This window comes from Zeimonas sediminis, assembly GCF_023721795.1.
Lineage (GTDB): Bacteria > Pseudomonadota > Gammaproteobacteria > Burkholderiales > Burkholderiaceae_E > Zeimonas > Zeimonas sediminis.
Genome location: NZ_JAMQYE010000001.1, coordinates 2,231,143 through 2,250,266 on the forward strand (window position 1 = coordinate 2,231,143; position 19,124 = coordinate 2,250,266).

The window sequence follows — 19,124 nt, forward strand, 5'->3', positions numbered from 1 at the left end:
GGGCGCCCGTTTCTACACGGCGACCGAGTGTGAGTTCCTTCGCAACCCGGCCCGGGAGCCGGATGGCCTTCAAAACTCTCGCTTCGGGACCGCCATCTGCGCAGGGCCGCCGGGTGCGCGGCCCGACGAATCGGACCGCCTCGCGCGACGCATTAAGGAGCCCGGAACGGGCATCCCCCTGCGGTCTTTGACAACCCGCCCGAGCTGCCGGCCATCCGCGCGGGCGTCCCCACGCGGCGGTCCGGTTCGATCGGGCGGCCCAAAGTTCCTTGAATTCCCCGCGTCAGGCCGCCGTCGCGGCCGCGGAGAAGGCTGCCGGGTCGACCTTGACACCGACACCCATCGTGCTGGAAACGGCCACCTTGCGCAGGTAGACACCCTTCGAGCTGGCGGGCTTGGCGCGGTTCAGCGCCTCGACCAGCGCGCGCACGTTCGTGCCGAGCTGCTCGATGTCGAACGATGCGCGGCCGATGGTCGCGTGGATGATGCCCGCCTTGTCGGTCCGGTACTGGACCTGGCCGGCCTTGGCGTTCTTGACCGCGGTGGCGACGTCGGGCGTGACCGTGCCGACCTTCGGGTTCGGCATCAGGCCGCGCGGACCGAGGATCTGGCCCAGCGTGCCGACGATCCGCATCGCGTCGGGCGACGCGATGACGACGTCGAAGTTCAGGTTGCCGGCCTTCACCTGCTCGGCCAGGTCTTCCATGCCGACGATGTCGGCGCCGGCCGCCTTGGCGGCCTCGACCTTGTCACCCTGGGTGAAGACGGCCACGCGGACCGACTTGCCGGTGCCGGCCGGCAGCACGACCGAGCCGCGAACGACCTGGTCGGACTTCTTCGGGTCGACACCGAGCTGCACCGCGACGTCGATCGACTCGTCGAACTTCGCGACCGCGCACTCCTTGACCAGCGTGAGCGCGTCGGCCAGCGGGTAGGCCTTCTGGCGATCGACCTTGGCGCGGATCGCCTTCGCGCGCTTGGAAAGCTTCGCCATTTACAGACCCTCCACCGTGATGCCGATGCTGCGCGCCGAGCCGGCGATCGTGCGGACCGCGGCGTCCATGTCGGCGGCGGTGAGATCCGGCATCTTGGTCTTCGCGATTTCCTCTGCCTGCGCCCGGGTGATCGAGCCGACCTTGTCGGTGTGGGGCTTCGGCGAGCCCTTCTCGATCTTCGCCGCCTTCTTGATCAGCACCGTGGCCGGCGGCGTCTTCATGATGAAGGTGAAGCTCTTGTCCGCGTACGCGGTGATCACCACCGGGATCGGCAGACCGGGCTCCAGCCCCTGCGTCTTGGCGTTGAACGCCTTGCAGAATTCCATGATGTTCAGGCCGCGCTGGCCGAGGGCCGGGCCGATCGGCGGCGCGGGGTTGGCCTTGCCTGCAGGAACCTGCAGCTTCACAAAGCCGACGATCTTCTTCGCCATGTTGGCTACTCCGATTGACGAGTGATAACGCCCGTTCGGGCCGGGACCCTACTGGAGCTCCTCTTGCGCCGGATCTCTCCGGCTTGCCGGCCGCACGAGGCGGCACGACCAGAAAAGACGGCGCGCCGGGCCGGGGCCCGGAACGCCGGACGGCTCAGACCTTCTCGACCTGGCCGAACTCGAGCTCGACCGGCGTGGCACGACCGAAGATCGTGACCGAGACGCGCAGGCGGCTCTTCTCGTAGTTGACTTCCTCGACGTTGCCGTTGAAGTCGGTAAACGGACCTTCCTTGACGCGGACCATCTCGCCCACCTCGAAGAGGGTCTTGGGCCGGGGCTTCTCGACGCCTTCCTGCATCTGGGCGAGGATCTTCTCGACCTCGCGATCGGAAATCGGCGTGGGACGGTTGCCCGCGCCGCCGACGAAGCCGGTCACCTTGTTGGTGTTCTTCACCAGGTGCCAGGTGTCGTCGTCCATCTCCATCTCGACGAGCACGTAGCCGGGGAAGAAACGGCGCTCGGTGGTCTTGCGCTGCCCGCCCTTGATCTCGACGACCTCTTCGGTCGGCACCAGGATCTGGCCGAACCTGTCGGACATGCCGGCCCGCTCGATGCGTTCCTTCAGGGCGCGCGCGACGCTCTTCTCCATTCCGGAGTAGGCGTGCACGACATACCAACGTTTCGACATTCAGTCCTTCCAGCCGAGGATGAGGTCGTAGAGGACCCACTCCAGGCCCTTGTCGACCAGCCACAGGAAAATGGCCATCACGACAACGAAGGCGAAGACCGTCAGCGTGACCTGGGTGGTTTCCTTGCGGGTGGGCCACACGACGCGGCGGGTCTCGCTCCAGGAGTCCTTCGCGAAGGCGAAGAAGCGCTGGCCGGGACCGGAAAACCACGCGATCGCGCCGCCGACGAGCAGGCCGGCGATCACCGCGCCGAGGCGCACGATCGTCGGCTGCTGGGCGAGCAGATAGAAGCCCACGACGCCCGCCACCACGGCGGCGATCGCAAGGACGACCTTGGCCCGGTCGGCGCCGGAGGTTACGGTTTCAACAGCCTGGTTCGACATGCTCGAAGCGGAGGATGGCAGGGGCAGAGGGAATCGAACCCCCAACCTTCGGTTTTGGAGACCGACGCTCTGCCAGTTGAGCTATACCCCTGTGGTCCTTCGCCTTCTCTTACTCGATGACCTTGGCGACGACGCCGGCGCCGACGGTGCGGCCGCCCTCGCGGATCGCGAAGCGCAGGCCCTGCTCCATCGCGATCGGCGCAATCAGCGTCACCGTCATCTTCACGTTGTCCCCGGGCATCACCATCTCCACACCCTCGGGCAGCTGCACCGAGCCCGTCACGTCGGTCGTGCGGAAATAGAACTGCGGACGATAGTTGTTGAAGAACGGCGTGTGACGCCCGCCCTCCTCCTTGCTCAGCACGTACACCTCGCACTCGAACTTCGTGTGCGGCGTGATCGAACCCGGCTTGGCCAGCACCTGGCCACGCTCCACGTCCTCGCGCTTCGTGCCGCGCAGCAGCACGCCCACGTTGTCCCCAGCCTGGCCCTGGTCCAGCAGCTTGCGGAACATCTCCACGCCCGTGCAGGTCGTCTTCACCGTCGGCTTGATCCCGACGATCTCGATCTCCTCACCGACCTTGATCACCCCGCGCTCCACCCGGCCCGTCACCACCGTGCCACGGCCCGAAATCGAGAACACGTCCTCGATCGGCATCAGGAACGCCCCGTCCACCGCACGCTCGGGCGTCGGAATGTACGTATCCAGCGCCTCGGCAAGCTGCATGATCGCCTGCTTGCCCAGCTCGCCCTCGTCACCCTCCAGCGCCTTGAGCGCCGAGCCCTTGATGATCGGAACGTCGTCGCCCGGGAAATCGTACTTGCTCAGCAGCTCGCGGACTTCCATCTCCACCAGCTCCAGCAGCTCCGCATCATCGACCATGTCGCACTTGTTCATGAACACGATGATGTACGGCACGCCCACCTGACGCGCCAGCAGAATGTGCTCGCGCGTCTGCGGCATCGGGCCGTCGGCCGCCGACACCACCAGAATCGCGCCGTCCATCTGCGCCGCACCCGTGATCATGTTCTTCACGTAGTCAGCGTGACCCGGGCAGTCGACGTGCGCGTAGTGACGGTTCTGCGTCTCGTACTCCACGTGCGCCGTGTTGATCGTGATCCCGCGCGCCTTCTCCTCCGGCGCCGCGTCGATCTGGTCGTAACCCTTGGCCTCGCCACCAAACTGCTTCGACAGCACCGTCGTGATCGCCGCCGTCAGCGTCGTCTTGCCATGGTCCACGTGACCGATCGTACCCACGTTCACGTGCGGCTTCGTACGCTCGAACTTTCCTTTAGCCATGCAAGACTCCCGAACTAGAGATGGTGCCAGCCTGTATGACGATCGGATCGCGCCGGGCCGACAGGCCTTCCCGGCAGATCCGGACTACTTTCCTGGTGCCCATGGCGCGGATCGAACGCGCGACCTCTCCCTTACCAAGGGAGTGCTCTACCACTGAGCCACATGGGCGAAAACCTGCAAACCGGGCATTCCCGGCACGACTCGGACCGGATGGAGCGGGTGAAGGGAATCGAACCCTCGTCGTAAGCTTGGAAGGCTTCTGCTCTACCATTGAGCTACACCCGCCCGGACTGCCGCACCGCGCTCCCCGGGCCCGCGAGGCCAGCGCCTGAACCTTTTCAGCCGAATCGGGCGACTCGACTGCCTGCGGATCGACGAAGGCCGGCGCATGCCGGAGAAAACCTGGTGGAGGGGGTTGGATTCGAACCAACGTAGGCGTAAGCCAACAGATTTACAGTCTGCCCCCTTTAGCCACTCGGGCACCCCTCCAGGGAACCGCTGATTATGTCCTGTTCGGCAGGGCGTGTCAATTGGCCCGATGCTCAGGCGATCCGGAAGCGCTGCAGCGTGTCGGCGCGCAGCTCGATGCCCAGCCCCGGCCCCTGGGGAATCTGCACCCGGCCGTCGCGCAGGTCGATCGGCTCGGCCACCAGATCCCGGCGGAACGGGTGCGAGGAGCGGTCGTACTCGAGCACCGGCTCGCGGGCGAACACCGAGTGGTGCGTGACCGGCAGGGCCGCGATCAGCTGCAGCGACGCCGCCTGCGCCACCGCCGAGCCCCACACGTGCGGGTTCACCTCGATGCCGTGGGCCTGCGCCAGGGCGACGATGTGGCGCGCGCCGGTGATGCCGCCGCAGGAGCCGATGTCGGGCTGGGCCACGTCGACAGCGTGGCGGCCCAGCAGTTCTCGGAAGCCGTACAGCGTGTGCTCGTTCTCGCCGCCGGCGATCGGGGTGCGCAGCTTCGCCCGCAGCTCGCAGTAGCCGTCGACGTCCTCGGGCGCCACCGGCTCCTCGTACCAGCGCATGTCCATCTCGTCGAGCACATGGCCCAGCCGCAGGGCCTCGGCCCTCCCGTAGGCGTGATTGGTGTCGACCATCAGCGTCACGCCGCGGCCCTCGACCGCCCGCGCCACGGCGCGGATCACCGCGATGTCGTCGTCGACGCCGTAGCCGAGCTTGACCTTCATCAGCCGGAAGCCGGCCTCGAAGTGCGCGAGCGCCTCCTCGGCCAGGCGTGCCGCCTCGCCCTGGCCGCGTATCCGGTAGAAGCCGGTGGCGTAGGGCTGGACGCTGCGCCGGAAGGCGCCGCCGAGCAGCCGGTGCACCGGCTGGCCGTAGTGCTTGCCGGCGATGTCCCAGAGCGCGATGTCGATCGCGCTGATCGCGGCGACCACCGCCCCCTTGCGGCCGTAGTCGCGGGTCTGGTGATACATCCGGTGCCAGAGCACCTCGACCTCGAGCGGGTCCGCGCCCACGACCAGCGGGCGCAGCGCGTGCTCGATCGCCGCGGCAGCGACCTGCGGCGGCTCCAGACCCTGCGCGAAGGCCTCTCCCCAGCCGGTGATGCCCGCATCGGTGCTCACCTCGACCAGGGTCGCCGAGCGCCGGTCGACCCATCCCTGCGAGAAGGCGAAGGGCTGGGCCAGCGGGCTCTGCAGCATGTGCACGCGCACGTCGGTGATCTTCAAGCTTCCGTCTCCTTCGAAGTGAGGCGCCGGGACGCCCTGGGCGGGTGGGCGGAACGACCGGACGGACACGCGAGGATTGACTGACCGACCGGTCGGCTTATAAAGTCGCGTTCCGTCCGGGCTCTTCCAGCGCCCCCTCGCGCCGACTCGAGCCCCCGCCCCGGAGGAGCAAATGTATACCCAGGCCATCGACCTGCCCGGCCAACCCGAAAAACCCGCCGGCGACGCCGATGCGTCCGGCGGCGACCCGAGGCAGGCCGCCTTCGACGCCGCGATCGCGGCGGACCGCAAGATCGAGCCCCAGGACTGGATGCCCGACGCCTACCGGCGCACGCTCGTGCGCCAGATCTCGCAGCACGCGCACTCGGAAGTCGTCGGCATGCTGCCGGAGGGCAACTGGATCACCCGCGCGCCCAGCCTGCGCCGCAAGGCGATCCTGCTGGCCAAGGTCCAGGACGAGGGCGGCCACGGTCTGTACCTGTACTCGGCGGCCGAGACGCTGGGCGTGTCGCGAGACGAGACGATAGACGCGCTGCTCGCCGGCAAGGCCAAGTACTCGTCGATCTTCAACTATCCGGCGCTCGGCTGGGCGGACATGGGCTGCATCGGCTGGCTGGTCGACGGCGCGGCGATCATGAACCAGATCCCGCTGTGCCGCTGCTCGTACGGCCCCTACGCCCGGGCGATGATCCGGATCTGCAAGGAGGAGTCCTTCCACCAGCGGCAGGGCTACGAGCTGATGCTGGCCCTTTGCCGCGGCACGCCGGCGCAGAAGGCGATGGCGCAGGAGGCGCTGAACCGCTGGTGGTGGCCGGTCGTGATGATGTTCGGCCCGAGCGATGCCGAGTCGGTGCACTCGGCGCAGACGATGAAGTGGGGGATCAAGCGGATCTCGAACGACGACCTGCGCCAGAAGTTCATCGACGCGACCGTGCCCCAGGCCGAGCTGCTCGGGCTGACGATCCCGGATCCCGACCTGAAGTGGAACGCCGAGCGCGGCCACTACGACCACGGGCCGATCGACTGGAGCGAGTTCTGGCGCGTGGTCAACGGCGACGGCCCGTGCAACCGGGAACGGCTGGAGACCCGGCGGCGCGCCCACGCGAACGGCGCCTGGGTCCGCGAGGCGGCGCTTGCGCACGCGCGCAAGCGGGCGCAGCGCGGCCGGCAGGCCGCCTGAGCGACCGAACGACACCGATCGACCGGAGACGAGGATGAGCGATCCGAAGAACGAATGGCCGCTGTGGGAGGTCTTCATCCGCAGCAAGCAGGGGCTCGAGCACAAGCATTGCGGCAGCCTGCACGCCGCCGACGCGCAGCAGGCGCTGCGCATGGCGCGCGACGTCTACACGCGCCGCCAGGAAGGCGTGTCGATCTGGGTGGTGCCGTCCGCGGCGATCACCGCGTCGGCGCCCGAGGACAAGGACTCCTACTTCGAGCCGATGGCCGACAAGATCTACCGGCACCCGACCTTCTACGTGCTGCCCGACGAAGTGGGCCACATGTGAGGAGCCGAGGCGCAATGATCCCCCGCGAACGACACATCGAGTACCTGCTCAGGCTGGCCGACAGCCCGCTGGTGCTCTCGCACCGCCTGTCCGAATGGTGCGGCCACGGACCGGTGCTCGAGGAGGACCTGGCGCTGGCCAACATCGCGCTGGACCTGCTCGGCCAGGCCCGGCTGCTGTACCAGCACGCGGCGACGCTGGCCGGCGGCGACGCGAGCGAGGACCGCTACGCGTACTTCCGAGACGTGCACGAGTTCCGCAACTTCACGATGCTCGAGCTGCCGAACAGCGGTGTGGCCTCGGCCGGAGCGGGCGAGCCCGACTACGCGTTCACGATCGTGCGCAACGCGATGTACTCGACGTGGGCGGTCGAGCTCTGGGAGAGGCTGTCCGCGTCGACCGACGCGGAGCTGGCCGCGATCGCCGCCAAGTCGCTGAAGGAGGCGCGCTACCACCTCGAGCACGCAGCCGACTGGACGGTCCGCTTCGGCGACGGCACCGAGGAGTCGCACGCCCGCGCCCAGCGCGCGCTCGACTCGCTGGCGCCCTACGCGAACGAGTGGTTCGCTGCCGATTCGCTCGACGAGGAGGCTGCCGCGAGCGGCCTGGGAGCCGATTGCGCGGCGCTGCGCGAGCCCTGGCTGGCCAGGATGCGGGCGCTGGCCGGCGAGGCGACGCTTCGCTGGCCCGGGGACAGCGCGTTCCTGAGCACCGGCAAGCGCGGCCTGCACGGCGAGCACCTGGGCTACCTGCTGGCCGAGATGCAGTCGCTCGCCCGCGCGCATCCGGAAGCGACCTGGTGAGCGGCGTCGCCGACCAGGTCGAGGCCGGACGGCTGGCCGCGGTCCGGGCGATCGTCGGGGCGATTCCCGACCCCGAGATCCCGGTCGTCACGCTGGCCGACCTCGGCATCCTGCGCGACGTCGTGCTCGAGGACGGCTCCCCGCTGGTGCTGCTCACCCCGACCTACAGCGGCTGCCCGGCCACCGAGGCGATCGCCGCGCAGGTGCGCGAGGCGCTCGACGCGGCGGGCTTCCCCGACGCGCGGGTGCGCACCGTGCTTTCCCCTGCCTGGAGCACCGACTGGATCGGCGAGGACGCGCGGCGCAAGCTGCGCGACTACGGCATCGCGCCGCCAGCCTGCTCGGCGGGCTGCGGCGCACGAACGCCGCCCGCCTGCCCGCGCTGCGGCAGCGCCGAGGTCGAGATGGTGAGCCGCTGGGGATCGACGCCGTGCAAGGCGCACTATCGCTGCCTCGCCTGCCGCGAGCCCTTCGACTACTTCAAGCCGTACTGACGCTTCGAGCCCTGCTGACGCTTCGAGCCCCATCGACCCCGAGCCCGACGAGCCGACGATGACGCCGCAGTTCCATTCGCTGAGGGTGCGCGACCGACGCGCCGAGACCGCCGACAGCCTGTCGATCGCCTTCGAGGTGCCCGACTCGCTGCGCGAGGCCTATCGCTTCCAGCCGGGGCAGTTCCTGACCCTGCGCGCGACCGTGGGGGAGGAGGAGCTGCGGAGGTCTTACTCGATCTGCGTGCCGCTGCAGGACTACGAGCGCGCCGGCGAGCTGCGCGTCGCGGTCCGGCGCGTGCCCGGTGGGCGCTTCTCGAACTGGCTGGCCGACACGGTGCGGCCGGGCCAGGCGCTGGACGTGATGACGCCGGACGGCCGCTTCGGCGTGCCGCTGCGCCCGGAGCTTTCCCGCCACCACGTCGGCTTCGCGGGCGGCTCGGGCATCACGCCGATGATGTCGCTGATCGGCACGATCCTCGAGGCGGAGCCCCGCAGCGAGTTCACGCTGGTCTACGGCAACCGCGGCACGCCTACGATCATGTTCGTCGAGCAGCTCGAGGACCTGAAGAACCGCTACATGGGACGGCTGCGCCTGTACCACGTGCTGTCCGAGGAGCCGCACGAGGTCGAGCTGCTGAACGGCCTGCTCGACGAGTCGAAGTGCCGCGAATTCCTCGCCACGCTGATCCCGCCCGAATCGATCGACGAGGCCTTCGTGTGCGGCCCCGATCCGATGATGAACGCGGCCGAGGCCGCGCTGCGCGCCGCAGGCGTCGACCCGGCGCGCATCCACATCGAGCGCTTCGGCGTGCCGCTGCCGGCGGCCGGCTCGCTGAAGGCGGCCCCGGCGGACGACGCGCCGCGGGCCGAGGTCGAGCTGATCGTCGACGGCAAGACCCGGCGGCTCAAGGTGCCGTTCGAAGGCGAGGCCATCCTCGACGCGGGGCTGGCCGCCGGCATGAACCTGCCCTACGCCTGCAAGGGCGGCGTGTGCTGCACCTGCCGGGCACGGGTCCTGGAGGGCGAGGTGCGGATGGAGCGCAACTACACGCTCGAGCCGCACGAGATCGAGGCCGGCTTCGTGCTGACCTGCCAGTCGCACCCGGTCAGCGGGCGGGTGGTCATCAGCTACGACGAGCGCTGATGGCCCGCCCGCGAGCCGCCGACTACGAGGTCCAGCGCGACCGCATCCTGGCCCGGGCGGTGGAAGCCTTCGCCGACACCGGCTACCCGAGCGCGTCGATGTCCGCGCTCGCTGACGCCTGCGGCACCTCGAAGGCCGGGCTGTACCACTACTACCCGAGCAAGGAAGCGATCCTGTTCGACTCGCTGGACCGGTACACGGCGAGGCTGTCGGGCATCGTCGACGACGTGGTGGCCAGGCGGCTGCCGCCGCGCGAGGCGGTGCGCGCGCTGGTGCGCGGATTCGTCGCCGAGTACCGGCATTCGCGCGCGTATCATGTGGCGCTGCTGAACGACGTGAAGTTCCTCGACGAGCCGCTGCGCGAGCGGATCCGCGCCCGCGAGCGCGAGATCGTCGAGGCCTTCGCCGACGCGCTCGAGCGGGGCTGGCCCACGCGGCTGAACGCGGCGAACCGCACGCCGCTGACGATGGCCCTGCTCGGCATGATCAATTTCACCTTCGCCTGGCTGAGGCCCGACGGGCCGATGACGCACGACCAGTACGCCGAGATGGTGATCGGCCTTTGGGAGCGCGGCCTGGAGGGCCTTCCGGCCGGCGCCGGCGGGCCGGGCGCGCGCCACGACGGAACACGAGAGGAGATTCCCGGATGAGCAAGCAATTCGCATCGAAAGGCGACCTGACCGAGAAGAAGACCACCTTCACGAAGCTGTCCGACAACGCCTACGCCTTCACCGCCGAGGGCGACCCGAACTCGGGCGTGATCATCGGCGACAACGCGGTCATGGTGATCGACACGACGGCCACGCCGGTGATGGCGCAGCAGCTGATCCGCCACATCCGCGAGGTCACCGACAAGCCGATCAAGTACGTCGTGCTGTCGCACTATCACGCGGTGCGCGTGCTGGGCGCGTCGGCCTACTTCGCCGAGGGCGCCACCGAGATCATCGCCTCGCGCGGCACCTGGGAGCTGATCGTCGAGCGCGGCGAGGCCGACATGAAGTCCGAGATCGAGCGCTTCCCGCGGCTGTTCCAGGCCGTGGAGTCGATCCCGGGCCTGACCTGGCCGACCATGGTGTTCGAGCGCGAGCTGACGCTGCACCTGGGCAAGCTCGAGGTCAAGCTGATGCACATCGGCCCGGGCCACACGAAGGGCGACACGATCGCGTGGATCCCGTCGCAGCGGATCTGCTTCTCGGGCGACCTGGTCGAGTACAACGCCGGCGTGTACACCGGCGACGCGCAACTCGAGGAGTGGCCGGCAACGCTCGAGGCGCTGCGCGCGATGAAGCCCGACAAGCTCGTGCCCGGCCGCGGTCCGGCGCTCGAGAACAATGCGGACGCGAACAAGGCGATCGACTACACGAAGAAGTGGGTCACCGACCTGTTCTCGACCGCGAAGGCCGGCGTGGCCGCCAGCAAGCCGCTGAAGGAAATCTTCGCGGACACCCGCAAGGTGATGGACCCGGTGTTCGGCAACGTGTTCATCTACGAGCACTGCCTGCCCTTCGACGTGACCCGCGCGGTCGACGAGGCGCAGGGCATCAAGCATCCGCGCATCTGGACCGCGGAGCGCGACATGGAGATGTGGAAGTCGCTGCAGGAGTGAGGTCGCGGCGGGCGCGGCGCAGCCCGCCGCCGCGCCCGCCTCTCAGCCGCGGCCTCCTGCCGGGGCGCGAAGCTCGCGCGCCTCGCTCAGGTGCTCGATGAAGCGACGGGCGGCGATCGTCAGCGGGCGGTCGCTTCGCCACACCATCGACCAGCGCCTGCGCAGCGGGAAGCCGGCCACCTTCAGTATGTCCAGGCCCTCGGACGGCGCGGCTCCGGCCCCGCCGACGGGCGGCCGCACCGCGACCAGCGACAGCAGCGCGATGCCCAGGCCCGCTCCGACCGCGTGCTTGATCGCCTCGTTGCTGCCCAGGCTCATCGCCACCCTGGGCTCGAAGCCGACCTCCGCGAAGTGCTGCTCGGCCGCCATGCGGGTGCCGCTGCCGGGCTCGCGCATCAGCCAGCGCTCGCCGGCCAGCGAGGCCAGCCGCAGGCGCCTGCCCGCCAGCGGGTGGCCGGCCGGCGCGACCACCACCAGCGGGTTGTCGAGAAATGGCCGGCGCTCCAGCGGCAGCTCGCCCGGCGGCATCATCATCACCGCGACGTCGTCGACGCCCCGCTGAAGCCGCTCGACCACGCGGTCCCGGTTCTCGATCGCGAGCTCGATCTCGACGCCGGGGTGCGCGGCGGCGAAAGGCCCCACCAGGTCCGGCACGAAGTACTCGGCCGTGGTGACCGCGGCGATCCTCAGGCTGCCCCGCACCAGGCCGTTCAGCTCGGCCAGCCGTGACTCGAAGCGGCGCCAGCAGTCGCCGAGCTCGCCGGCGGTCTGCTGCAGCGCCTCGCCCGCCTGGGTGAGCCGGATCCCGCGGCCCGCGCTCTCGAACAAGGGCTCGCCGATCGTGGCGGCGAGCTCGCGCAGCTGCACGCTGACCGTGGGTTGCGTCAGGTGCAGCTCGCGCGCCGCGCCGGTGACCGACAGCAGGCGGGCCGTCGCCTCGAAGGCGCGCAACTGCTGGGGCGTCACGCGCGACAGCCTCGCCAGGCGACTCCCATTCATAGCTTTTGATCTATGGATTGAATGAAAACAAAGTATTTTCCATTATTCATTCGCCTGTCTACATTGCAGTCCTCCGAACCCGACACGAAGGACAAGACATGAAGCGCGACGCCCTCCCCCTCCTGGATTCCCTGCAGCCCGGCATGCCCGCGGTGCCGGTCGCCGTCGCCTGGGGCGACGGCATCGGCCCCGAGATCATGGACGCGACGCTGCGCATCCTCGCCGCGGCCGGCGCGCGCATCGCGCCGCAGCGCGTCGACATCGGCGAGCAGGTCTACCTCGCCGGCCACAGCGCCGGCATCGCCCCCGAGGCCTGGGACGTCCTGCGCTCGACCCGCGTGCTGCTGAAGGCGCCGGTCACGACGCCTTCGGGCGGCGGCTTCAAGAGCCTGAACGTGACGCTGCGCAAGACGCTCGGGCTCTACGCGAACGTGAGGCCCTGCACCGCCTACGCGCCCTGGGTGGCGACGAAGCACCCGGGCATGGACGTGGTGATCGTGCGCGAGAACGAGGAGGACCTGTACGCCGGCATCGAGCACCGGCAGACGGCCGAGGTCTACCAGTGCCTGAAGCTGGTGAGCCGGCCGGGCTGCGAGCGGGTGGTGCGGCACGCGTTCGAGTACGCGCGGGCCCATGGCCGGCGCAAGGTCACCTGCATGGTGAAGGACAACATCATGAAGCTGACCGACGGCCTGTTCTACCGGGTCTTCGAGGAGATCGGCGCCGAGTACCCGGAGATCGCCAAGGACAGGATGATCGTCGACATCGGCGCGGCCAGGCTCGCGACCCGGCCCGAGCGCTTCGACGTGATCGTGACGCCCAACCTGTACGGCGACATCCTCAGCGACATCGCGGCCGAGGTCGCGGGCAGCGTCGGCCTGGCCGGCAGCGCCAACATCGGCACCGGCGCGGCGATGTTCGAGGCGATCCACGGCAGCGCGCCCGACATCGCCGGCCAGGACGCGGCGAACCCGAGCGGGCTGCTGCAGGCGGCGGTGATGATGCTGGTACACATCGGCCAGCCGCAGGTCGCGGCCACGATCCGCAACGCGTGGCTGCGCACGCTGGAGGACGGCCTGCACACGGCCGACATGGCGGGCCCGGCGACCCGGCTCACGCTCGGCACGGCCGCCTTCGCGCAGGCGGTGATCGAGAGGCTCGGTCAGGCGCCGACGCAGTTGCCGACCTCGGGCTTCGGCGCCGAGGGTTCCGCCCGGCACGGGTCCGGCCAGGTCGCGAGCACGGTCTCGGGCGCGGGCCCCGCCCGCGCCGCGAAGGCGCCCCCGGCCAAGCAGCTGATGGGCGTCGACGTGTTCGTCGACGCCCCGGGCATCGCGCCCGATGCGCTCGCGGCGGCGCTGGCCCCGGCGGCCGACGGATCGCCGATGTCGCTTTCGATGATCACCAATCGCGGCGTCAAGGTCTGGCCGAACGGACTGCCCGAGACCTTCTGCACCGACCACTGGCGCTGCCGCTTCCTCGCGGGGGAATCGCCGGCGAACGTCGGGCACGCCGATATCATCGGCCTGCTGTCGCGGCTGGTCGCCGCCGGCATCGACCCGATCAAGACGGAGTACCTGTGCAGCTTCGACGGAGAACCCGGCTTCTCGCTCGGCCAGGGGCAGTGACCGGATTGCCGAAGGCGATCGCCGGGACGGCGCTCGCGATCGCGGCGGGCGCCTGGCTGGCGGCGGGCATCGCCCACGCGAATCCCGCCGGCATCGACTGGGTCCCGCTGGCCGGCTTCTCGATCGCGCGCACCGAGACCACGGTGGGCCAGTTCCGGCGCTTCGCGCAGGCCGCCGGGGCCAGCACCCGCGCCGAGCGCGAGGGCGGCGGCTCGGTCTACGAGGCGGGCTGGGTCCGCAAGCCCGGCTGGACCTGGGCCACGCCCTTCGGCCCGCAGGGACCGGCGGCCGACGACGAACCCGCGGTGCACCTGACCTGGCACGAGGCGCAGGCCTTCTGCCGGTGGGCCGGCGGACGCCTGCCCACCGACGCCGAGTGGGTGTCGGCCGCCTACACCGAGCAGCGGGCCGCGCCGCCGGCGGGCTTCGCGCGCGGCCGCACCTACCCGTATCCGACCGGGGAGAGCGTCGCCGGCGCCCAGTGCCTGGGCGACTGCGGCGACGCGGCCCGCGAGCGCGCGATCCGTCACGGCGCGGCGCTGTCGCGGGGCCACGGACACGCGCGCGCCGGCGCCACGCCGCCGGGGGTCAATGGCCTTCACGACATGGGCGGCAACGCCTGGGAGTGGGTCGACGAGCCAGCGGGTGCGACCGGGGACTCGGAGCGCCGGACCCGAGGCGGCTCGTGGTGGTACGGCGCGGCGCAGATGCGCGCCGACCACCTGCAAGGCAAGCCCGCGAACACCGCCGTGGTCTACATCGGCTTTCGCTGCGCGCGGAGCGACTGAGAGCGAACCGCCCGGCTCGCCTTCTGCGAGGCCGGCCGCCGGACCGGCGCCGCGCCGGCGACGCCGGCGCCGAGCGCGGTCAGCGCCTCCAGCAGGACCCTGACCCTGGCCGGCACGAGCCGGTTGGCGGGCACCACCGCGTGGATCGGCATCGGCGGCGGGCGGTGCCCGGGCAGCAATTCGACGAGGCGGCCCGCCGCGAGCTCGTCGACGGCCATGTAGTCGGGCACCTGCAGCACCCCCATGCCCAGCACCGCGGCCTGGACCATCGCGTCGCCGTCGTCGAAGCGCAGCCCCTCCGAAGGATGGAGCGTCACGGTTCGCCCGTCGACCGAGAACTGCCGGGGGCGGATCCGCCCGCGCCCCGGCAGCCGGAACAGGATCTGCCGATGCGCGGCCAGTTCGTCGAGGGTGCCCGGCGTGCCGCGCTCGCGCAGGTAGGCGGGCGACGCGACCAGGATCAGCTGCTGGCTCGCGAACCGGCGGGCGACGAGCGAGGAGTCCGGGAGTTCGCCGATGCGGATCGCGACGTCGAGCCCCTCCTGGACCAGGTCGGCGAAGGCATCGGACAGCCGGACGTCGAGCGTCAGCGCCGGATGCCTGCGGACCAGCTCGGCGAGGACCGGCAGGATCACCTTGCGGCCGTAGACGACCGGCATGTCGATCCGCAGCGTGCCACTGGGCGCGGCTCGCGCGCCCGCCGCCTCGGTCTGGAGTTCGTCGAGCTCGGCGAGCACCCGCTGGCAGCGCTGGAACAGGCGCTCGCCGTCCTCGGTGAGGGTCACCTGCCGCGTGCTGCGGTGAAACAGGCGCAGGCCGAGCGACGCCTCCAGCCGGCCCACCGCCTTGGCCAATGCGGACGGCGACGTGCCGAGTTCCCGTGCGGCGGCGGCAAAGCCGCCGTGCTTGGCGGTTTCGGAGAACGCGAGCAGCGGCTGCAGGGCCAGCATCGGGGCGCCCCTCCCTGGATTGCCGAATTCCTGTCGGCAATCTTAGTCCATAACCGACGATTCTCACCTCACCGGAATCGGCCGACACTGGCGTTGCCCGAGCCGCGAAGAGCCGGGAGCGACCCAGCCGGCGGACGCCGGCGAACCCAGGAGACCGACATGTACGTGATCGAACAGCAACGCCCGACCCCCGCCCCGATTCCCGGCGTCGCCCACGCGACCTGGGCCGGCGCCGACGAGGGACTTTCGCAGCTGTCCGTCTGGCGACAGACGCTGGCCCCGGGGGCCGCGACCCCGCCGCACCGCCACGACTGCGACGAGGTCGTGCTGTGCCAGTCCGGAGAAGGCGAGTTGCACGTCGACGGCGAGGTTCATCGCTTCGCCGCGGGCACGACGCTGGTGCTGCCGCAAGGGCTGCCTCACCAGATCTTCGCGACCGGCACGGCGCCGCTCGAGATCCTCGGCGTGTTCGGCGGTTCGCCGGTCGGCACCTTCCTGCCCGACGGCGAGTCGATCACGCTGCCCTGGCGGACCTGAAGCGGCTCGACGGAGCGCGCGCCCGCGGCCGCTGCCCGCGAGACGGCGGGTGCGCCCCCGGTCGCCGGCGCGCGAGCCGGCGCTGGCCCGTGCAGGCATCCCCATGTAGGCTTCGTTCCCCGACGAGACCGAGGCCTGCACGATGCAGATGCGCGACATCCCCTTCGGAACCACCGACTGGTCGACGATTCCCGCGACCGAGCATCCCGGCGACACCGGCGTCGCCCGCTGGCGCACGCGGCAGTTCGGCCCCGCCGACGACCCGATCCGGGTCAGGATGGTCGAGTACTCGCCGGGCTACAGCGCCGACCACTGGTGCAGCAAGGGCCACATCCTGCTGTGCATCGCGGGCGAGCTCGAGACCCTGCTGGAGGACGGCCGTCGCTTCGTGCTGAGGCCCGGCACGAGCTACCAGGTCGCCGACGGCGCCGAACCGCACCGGTCGTCGACCGCGACGGGCGCCACGCTGTTCATCGTCGACTGAGCCCGCCTCGTCGTCGGCTGGCGCACCGGCCCATCGCAGGACCGCACCGACCGGGACGTCCGTTCAGAGATGATCCAGCGGCAGGGCCGTCGTGTCCTTGATCCGCTGCAGCGCGAAGCTCGATCGCACGTCCATCACGCCGGGATGGCGCAGCAGCGTGTCCATCACGAAGCGGGAGAAGTGCGCCAGGTCGCGCACGTACACGCGCATCTGGTAGTCGGAGTCGCCGGTCGTGGCGCAGCACTCGACCACCTCGGGCCAGCGCTCGACGCTGTCGCGGAAGTCGTCGGCCGCGAAGCGGCCGCGCGCGGTCGCGCGCTTCTCGAGCTTGACGTTCACGTAGGCCATCAGGCCGAGCCCGACCCTGGCCGGATCGAGCAGCGCCGCGTACTGCCGGATCACGCCGCTCTCCTCGAGCCTTCGCACTCGCCTCAGGCAGGGCGACGGCGACAGCGCGACCCGGTCGGCGAGCTCCTGGTTGCTGAGCCGGCCGTCGCGCTGCAACTGGTCGAGGATGCGCAGGTCGGTGCGGTCGAGGTCGAGCGCCGGCGAGCCCGACGGACCCGACGAATCCAGGCGACTGGAAGACATGAAATTGCCCGTTTTCTGGTTTAACAGGGTGATTATTGCCCGACAAGGCAGAGGTGCGGGCATCTTTTGGCATATTCTGCCCCGACCCTCTGCCTAGAATCGTCCGTTTCGACAGGCACTCCGGCGCGGCTTGCCGCGCACGCCGGCGCCATCCCGGCGCATCATTCGCAACGAGCCTGTCCGACTCACGGAGGAAGCCATGACGCAGATCGAGGGCTGGGACAACCCGATGGGCACCGACGGATTCGAGTTCATCGAGTACGCGGCGCCGGATCCCGCCGCACTGGGGGCGGTGTTCGAGAAGATGGGTTTCACCGCGATCGCGCGGCACCGTCACAAGAACGTCACGCTGTACCGCCAGGGCGGCATCAACTTCATCATCAACGCCGAGCCCGACAGCTTCGCGCAGCGCTTCGCGCGGCTGCACGGACCGTCGATCTGCGCGATCGCCTTCCGGGTGCAGGACGCGGCGAAGGCCTACCGGCGCGCGCTGGAGCTCGGCGCCTGGGGCTTCGACAACCGCAGCGGCCCGATGGAGCTGAACATTCCGGCGATCAAGGGCATCGGCGACAGCCTGATCTACCTGGTCGACCGGTGGCGCGGCAAGAACGGCGCCACGCCCGGCAGCGTCGGCGACATCAGCATCTACGACGTGGACTTCGAGCCGATCCCGGGCGCCCCGCTCGAGCCGGCCGGCCACGGCCTGACCTACATCGACCACCTGACGCACAACGTGCACCGGGGCCGGATGAAGGAGTGGGCCGAGTTCTACGAGCGGCTGTTCGATTTCCGCGAGATCCGCTACTTCGACATCGAGGGCCAGGTGACCGGCGTGAAGTCGAAGGCGATGACCAGCCCCTGCGGCAAGATCCGGATCCCGATCAACGAGGAAGGCACCGAGAAGCCGGGCCAGATCCAGGAGTACCTGGACATGTACCGGGGCGAGGGCATCCAGCACATCGCGCTCGGCTCGACCGACCTGTACCGCACGGTCGACGCGCTGCGCGCCTCGGGCATCAAGCTGCTCGACACGATCGACACCTACTACGAACTGGTCGACAAGCGGATCCCGGGCCACGGCGAGGACGTCGCCGAGCTGAAGAAGCGCAAGATCCTGATCGACGGCGCGCCGGGCGACCTGCTGCTGCAGATCTTCTCGGAGAACCAGCTCGGGCCGATCTTCTTCGAGTTCATCCAGCGCAAGGGCAACCAGGGCTTCGGCGAGGGCAACTTCAAGGCGCTGTTCGAGTCGATCGAGCTCGACCAGATGCGGCGCGGCGTGCTGCAGACGAACTGAGGCGCGCCGAGGGTAAGCTAGGCGCTTTTTTCGGGCGCCTGGCCTTGCTCTCCACCGGTTTCCTCGCAGCGCTGGCGGTGATCGCCGCCGGCTACACGGTGCTCGGCATCACCGGCTTCGGGTCGGCGCTGCTGATCGTGCCGATCCTCGCGCACTGGCTGCCGCTCTCCGAGGTGGTGCCGGCGATCCTGCTGCTCGACGTGTTCGCCTGCGTGCTGCTCGGCGCGCTGTCGTTCCGCAGCGTGGCCTGGCGCGAGCTCGCGGCGCTCCTGCCCGGAATGGTCGTCGGCGCCGCGGCCGGCGTGATCCTGCCGGGCCTGGTGCCGGCGCGCCTGCTTCTCGGCGCGCTGGGCGTGCTGATCCTGCTGTTCGCGCTGCGCGGGCTCTTGCTCGCCCGGCTGCCGACGCTCGCCACCCGCAGGCTGGCGCCGCCGGCAGGTTTGGCGGCGGGCCTGATCGAGACGCTGTTCGGGGTCGCCGGACCGGTGATCGTGATGTACCTGGGCGGGCGACTCGGCGATCCCGCGGTGATGCGGCCCACGGTAGCGGTCGGCGTGGTCGCGGTATCGACCACCGCGCTCGTCGCGATCGGCCTCAACTCGCCGATGCCCTCCGGCGAATGGTTGTCGCTGCTCGCCACCGCCGCGGCGATCGTGCCCTTCGCGCTGTGGACCGGCGGCAGGATCGCCCGAGGGCTACGGCCGGCCACGCTGGTCCGGGCGATCCACCTGCTGCTGCTGGTCAGCGGCAGCGGCTTGCTGCTGCGCGCGCTGACCGGCTGAACACGCCCCGACGAGCGCAGGCGC

Annotated in this window: 22 protein-coding genes and 4 tRNA genes; 13 read left to right on the plus strand and 13 right to left on the minus strand. The window is 70.1% G+C overall.

Translation table 11 applies throughout. The features are described from left to right. Window positions 1–283 precede the first annotated feature (283 nt). The 10 genes from rplA to M6I34_RS10485 all read right to left on the minus strand — a co-directional run bounded on the left by rplA (window position 284) and on the right by M6I34_RS10485 (window position 5,489). Complete coding sequence (gene rplA / locus M6I34_RS10440; protein ID WP_272485622.1) at window positions 284–994, minus strand: 50S ribosomal protein L1; 711 nt, start codon at window positions 992–994, stop codon at window positions 284–286. Then, complete coding sequence (rplK, locus tag M6I34_RS10445) at window positions 995–1,426, minus strand: 50S ribosomal protein L11 (protein ID WP_272485623.1); 432 nt, start codon at window positions 1,424–1,426, stop codon at window positions 995–997. A 154-nt stretch (window positions 1,427–1,580) separates the two neighbouring features. Beyond that, window positions 1,581–2,114, minus strand: coding sequence for a transcription termination/antitermination protein NusG (gene nusG / locus M6I34_RS10450; RefSeq protein ID WP_272485624.1), 534 nt, complete (start codon window positions 2,112–2,114; stop codon window positions 1,581–1,583). Next, window positions 2,115–2,498 carry a preprotein translocase subunit SecE gene (gene secE / locus M6I34_RS10455; RefSeq protein ID WP_272485625.1) on the minus strand — a complete coding sequence of 128 codons (384 nt, stop codon included), beginning with the start codon at window positions 2,496–2,498 and terminating at the stop codon, window positions 2,115–2,117. Window positions 2,499–2,513: 15 nt separating this feature from the next. Continuing rightward, window positions 2,514–2,589: transfer RNA gene (locus tag M6I34_RS10460), tRNA-Trp, on the minus strand. A gap of 18 nt (window positions 2,590–2,607) precedes the next feature. Next, complete coding sequence (tuf, locus tag M6I34_RS10465) at window positions 2,608–3,798, minus strand: elongation factor Tu (RefSeq protein ID WP_272485615.1); 1,191 nt, start codon at window positions 3,796–3,798, stop codon at window positions 2,608–2,610. Window positions 3,799–3,891: 93 nt separating this feature from the next. Next, window positions 3,892–3,966 (minus strand) — tRNA-Thr (locus M6I34_RS10470). Window positions 3,967–4,009: 43 nt separating this feature from the next. Then, window positions 4,010–4,083: transfer RNA gene (locus M6I34_RS10475), tRNA-Gly, on the minus strand. Window positions 4,084–4,201: 118 nt separating this feature from the next. Then, window positions 4,202–4,287, minus strand: a tRNA-Tyr gene (locus tag M6I34_RS10480). Window positions 4,288–4,340: 53 nt separating this feature from the next. Continuing rightward, window positions 4,341–5,489, minus strand: coding sequence for a mandelate racemase/muconate lactonizing enzyme family protein (locus M6I34_RS10485; protein ID WP_272485626.1), 1,149 nt, complete (start codon window positions 5,487–5,489; stop codon window positions 4,341–4,343). 172 nt (window positions 5,490–5,661) lie between these two features. On the opposite strand from M6I34_RS10485, the gene paaA reads away from it, so the two are divergent. The 7 genes from paaA to M6I34_RS10520 are packed head-to-tail and all read left to right on the plus strand — an operon-like array spanning window position 5,662 to window position 11,044. Further along, window positions 5,662–6,669, plus strand: a complete 1,008-nt coding sequence (gene paaA, locus M6I34_RS10490) for a 1,2-phenylacetyl-CoA epoxidase subunit PaaA (protein WP_272485627.1) — start codon at window positions 5,662–5,664, stop codon at window positions 6,667–6,669. A gap of 34 nt (window positions 6,670–6,703) precedes the next feature. Continuing rightward, a complete protein-coding gene (paaB, locus tag M6I34_RS10495; protein WP_272485628.1) occupies window positions 6,704–6,997 on the plus strand; it encodes a 1,2-phenylacetyl-CoA epoxidase subunit PaaB in 294 nt (97 codons plus the stop codon). Between the two features lie 14 nt (window positions 6,998–7,011). Then, complete coding sequence (gene paaC / locus M6I34_RS10500) at window positions 7,012–7,800, plus strand: 1,2-phenylacetyl-CoA epoxidase subunit PaaC (RefSeq protein ID WP_272485629.1); 789 nt, start codon at window positions 7,012–7,014, stop codon at window positions 7,798–7,800. Then, window positions 7,797–8,294 carry a 1,2-phenylacetyl-CoA epoxidase subunit PaaD gene (gene paaD, locus M6I34_RS10505; protein ID WP_272485630.1) on the plus strand — a complete coding sequence of 166 codons (498 nt, stop codon included), beginning with the start codon at window positions 7,797–7,799 and terminating at the stop codon, window positions 8,292–8,294. Before paaC ends, paaD begins: the two co-directional genes overlap by 4 nt. 58 nt (window positions 8,295–8,352) lie before the next feature. Continuing rightward, the gene (gene paaE, locus M6I34_RS10510) at window positions 8,353–9,438 is read left to right on the plus strand and encodes a 1,2-phenylacetyl-CoA epoxidase subunit PaaE (protein WP_272485631.1); all 1,086 of its coding nucleotides are present in this window, start codon (window positions 8,353–8,355) and stop codon (window positions 9,436–9,438) included. Continuing rightward, the gene (locus tag M6I34_RS10515) at window positions 9,438–10,088 is read left to right on the plus strand and encodes a TetR/AcrR family transcriptional regulator (protein WP_272485632.1); all 651 of its coding nucleotides are present in this window, start codon (window positions 9,438–9,440) and stop codon (window positions 10,086–10,088) included. Before paaE ends, M6I34_RS10515 begins: the two co-directional genes overlap by 1 nt. Further along, the gene (locus tag M6I34_RS10520) at window positions 10,085–11,044 is read left to right on the plus strand and encodes an MBL fold metallo-hydrolase (RefSeq protein ID WP_272485633.1); all 960 of its coding nucleotides are present in this window, start codon (window positions 10,085–10,087) and stop codon (window positions 11,042–11,044) included. The genes M6I34_RS10515 and M6I34_RS10520 overlap by 4 nt, the downstream gene beginning before the upstream one ends. A 42-nt stretch (window positions 11,045–11,086) precedes the next feature. Here M6I34_RS10520 and M6I34_RS10525 read toward each other — a convergent pair whose 3' ends face one another. Beyond that, the gene (locus M6I34_RS10525) at window positions 11,087–12,043 is read right to left on the minus strand and encodes a LysR family transcriptional regulator (RefSeq protein ID WP_272485634.1); all 957 of its coding nucleotides are present in this window, start codon (window positions 12,041–12,043) and stop codon (window positions 11,087–11,089) included. Window positions 12,044–12,141: 98 nt separating this feature from the next. Between M6I34_RS10525 and M6I34_RS10530 the strand changes: the two genes are divergently transcribed. Further along, a complete protein-coding gene (locus M6I34_RS10530) occupies window positions 12,142–13,671 on the plus strand; it encodes an NADP-dependent isocitrate dehydrogenase (RefSeq protein WP_272485635.1) in 1,530 nt (509 codons plus the stop codon). Beyond that, entirely contained in the window at window positions 13,668–14,459 is a 792-nt protein-coding gene (locus M6I34_RS10535) for a formylglycine-generating enzyme family protein (RefSeq protein ID WP_272485636.1), read from the plus strand. Before M6I34_RS10530 ends, M6I34_RS10535 begins: the two co-directional genes overlap by 4 nt. Here M6I34_RS10535 and M6I34_RS10540 read toward each other — a convergent pair. Next, on the minus strand, window positions 14,426–15,409 hold the full coding sequence (locus tag M6I34_RS10540; protein ID WP_272485637.1) for a LysR family transcriptional regulator: 984 nt from the start codon (window positions 15,407–15,409) through the stop codon (window positions 14,426–14,428). The two genes, M6I34_RS10535 and M6I34_RS10540, sit on opposite strands and share 34 nt — an antisense overlap. Window positions 15,410–15,568: 159 nt before the next feature. Between M6I34_RS10540 and M6I34_RS10545 the strand changes: the two genes are divergently transcribed. Both M6I34_RS10545 and M6I34_RS10550 read left to right on the plus strand, forming a co-directional pair. Beyond that, a complete protein-coding gene (locus M6I34_RS10545) occupies window positions 15,569–15,946 on the plus strand; it encodes a cupin domain-containing protein (protein ID WP_272485638.1) in 378 nt (125 codons plus the stop codon). 142 nt (window positions 15,947–16,088) lie between these two features. Continuing rightward, window positions 16,089–16,430 (plus strand): DHCW motif cupin fold protein, encoded by a 342-nt coding sequence (locus tag M6I34_RS10550; protein ID WP_272485639.1) that lies wholly within the window; start codon window positions 16,089–16,091, stop codon window positions 16,428–16,430. A gap of 63 nt (window positions 16,431–16,493) precedes the next feature. Here M6I34_RS10550 and M6I34_RS10555 read toward each other — a convergent pair whose 3' ends face one another. After that, complete coding sequence (locus tag M6I34_RS10555) at window positions 16,494–17,021, minus strand: Lrp/AsnC family transcriptional regulator (RefSeq protein WP_272485640.1); 528 nt, start codon at window positions 17,019–17,021, stop codon at window positions 16,494–16,496. Window positions 17,022–17,220: 199 nt separating this feature from the next. On the opposite strand from M6I34_RS10555, the gene hppD reads away from it, so the two are divergent. Both hppD and M6I34_RS10565 read left to right on the plus strand, forming a co-directional pair. Then, window positions 17,221–18,318, plus strand: coding sequence for a 4-hydroxyphenylpyruvate dioxygenase (gene hppD, locus M6I34_RS10560; RefSeq protein ID WP_272485641.1), 1,098 nt, complete (start codon window positions 17,221–17,223; stop codon window positions 18,316–18,318). Window positions 18,319–18,362: 44 nt separating this feature from the next. Then, complete coding sequence (locus M6I34_RS10565; RefSeq protein ID WP_272485642.1) at window positions 18,363–19,100, plus strand: sulfite exporter TauE/SafE family protein; 738 nt, start codon at window positions 18,363–18,365, stop codon at window positions 19,098–19,100. Window positions 19,101–19,124 lie beyond the last annotated feature (24 nt).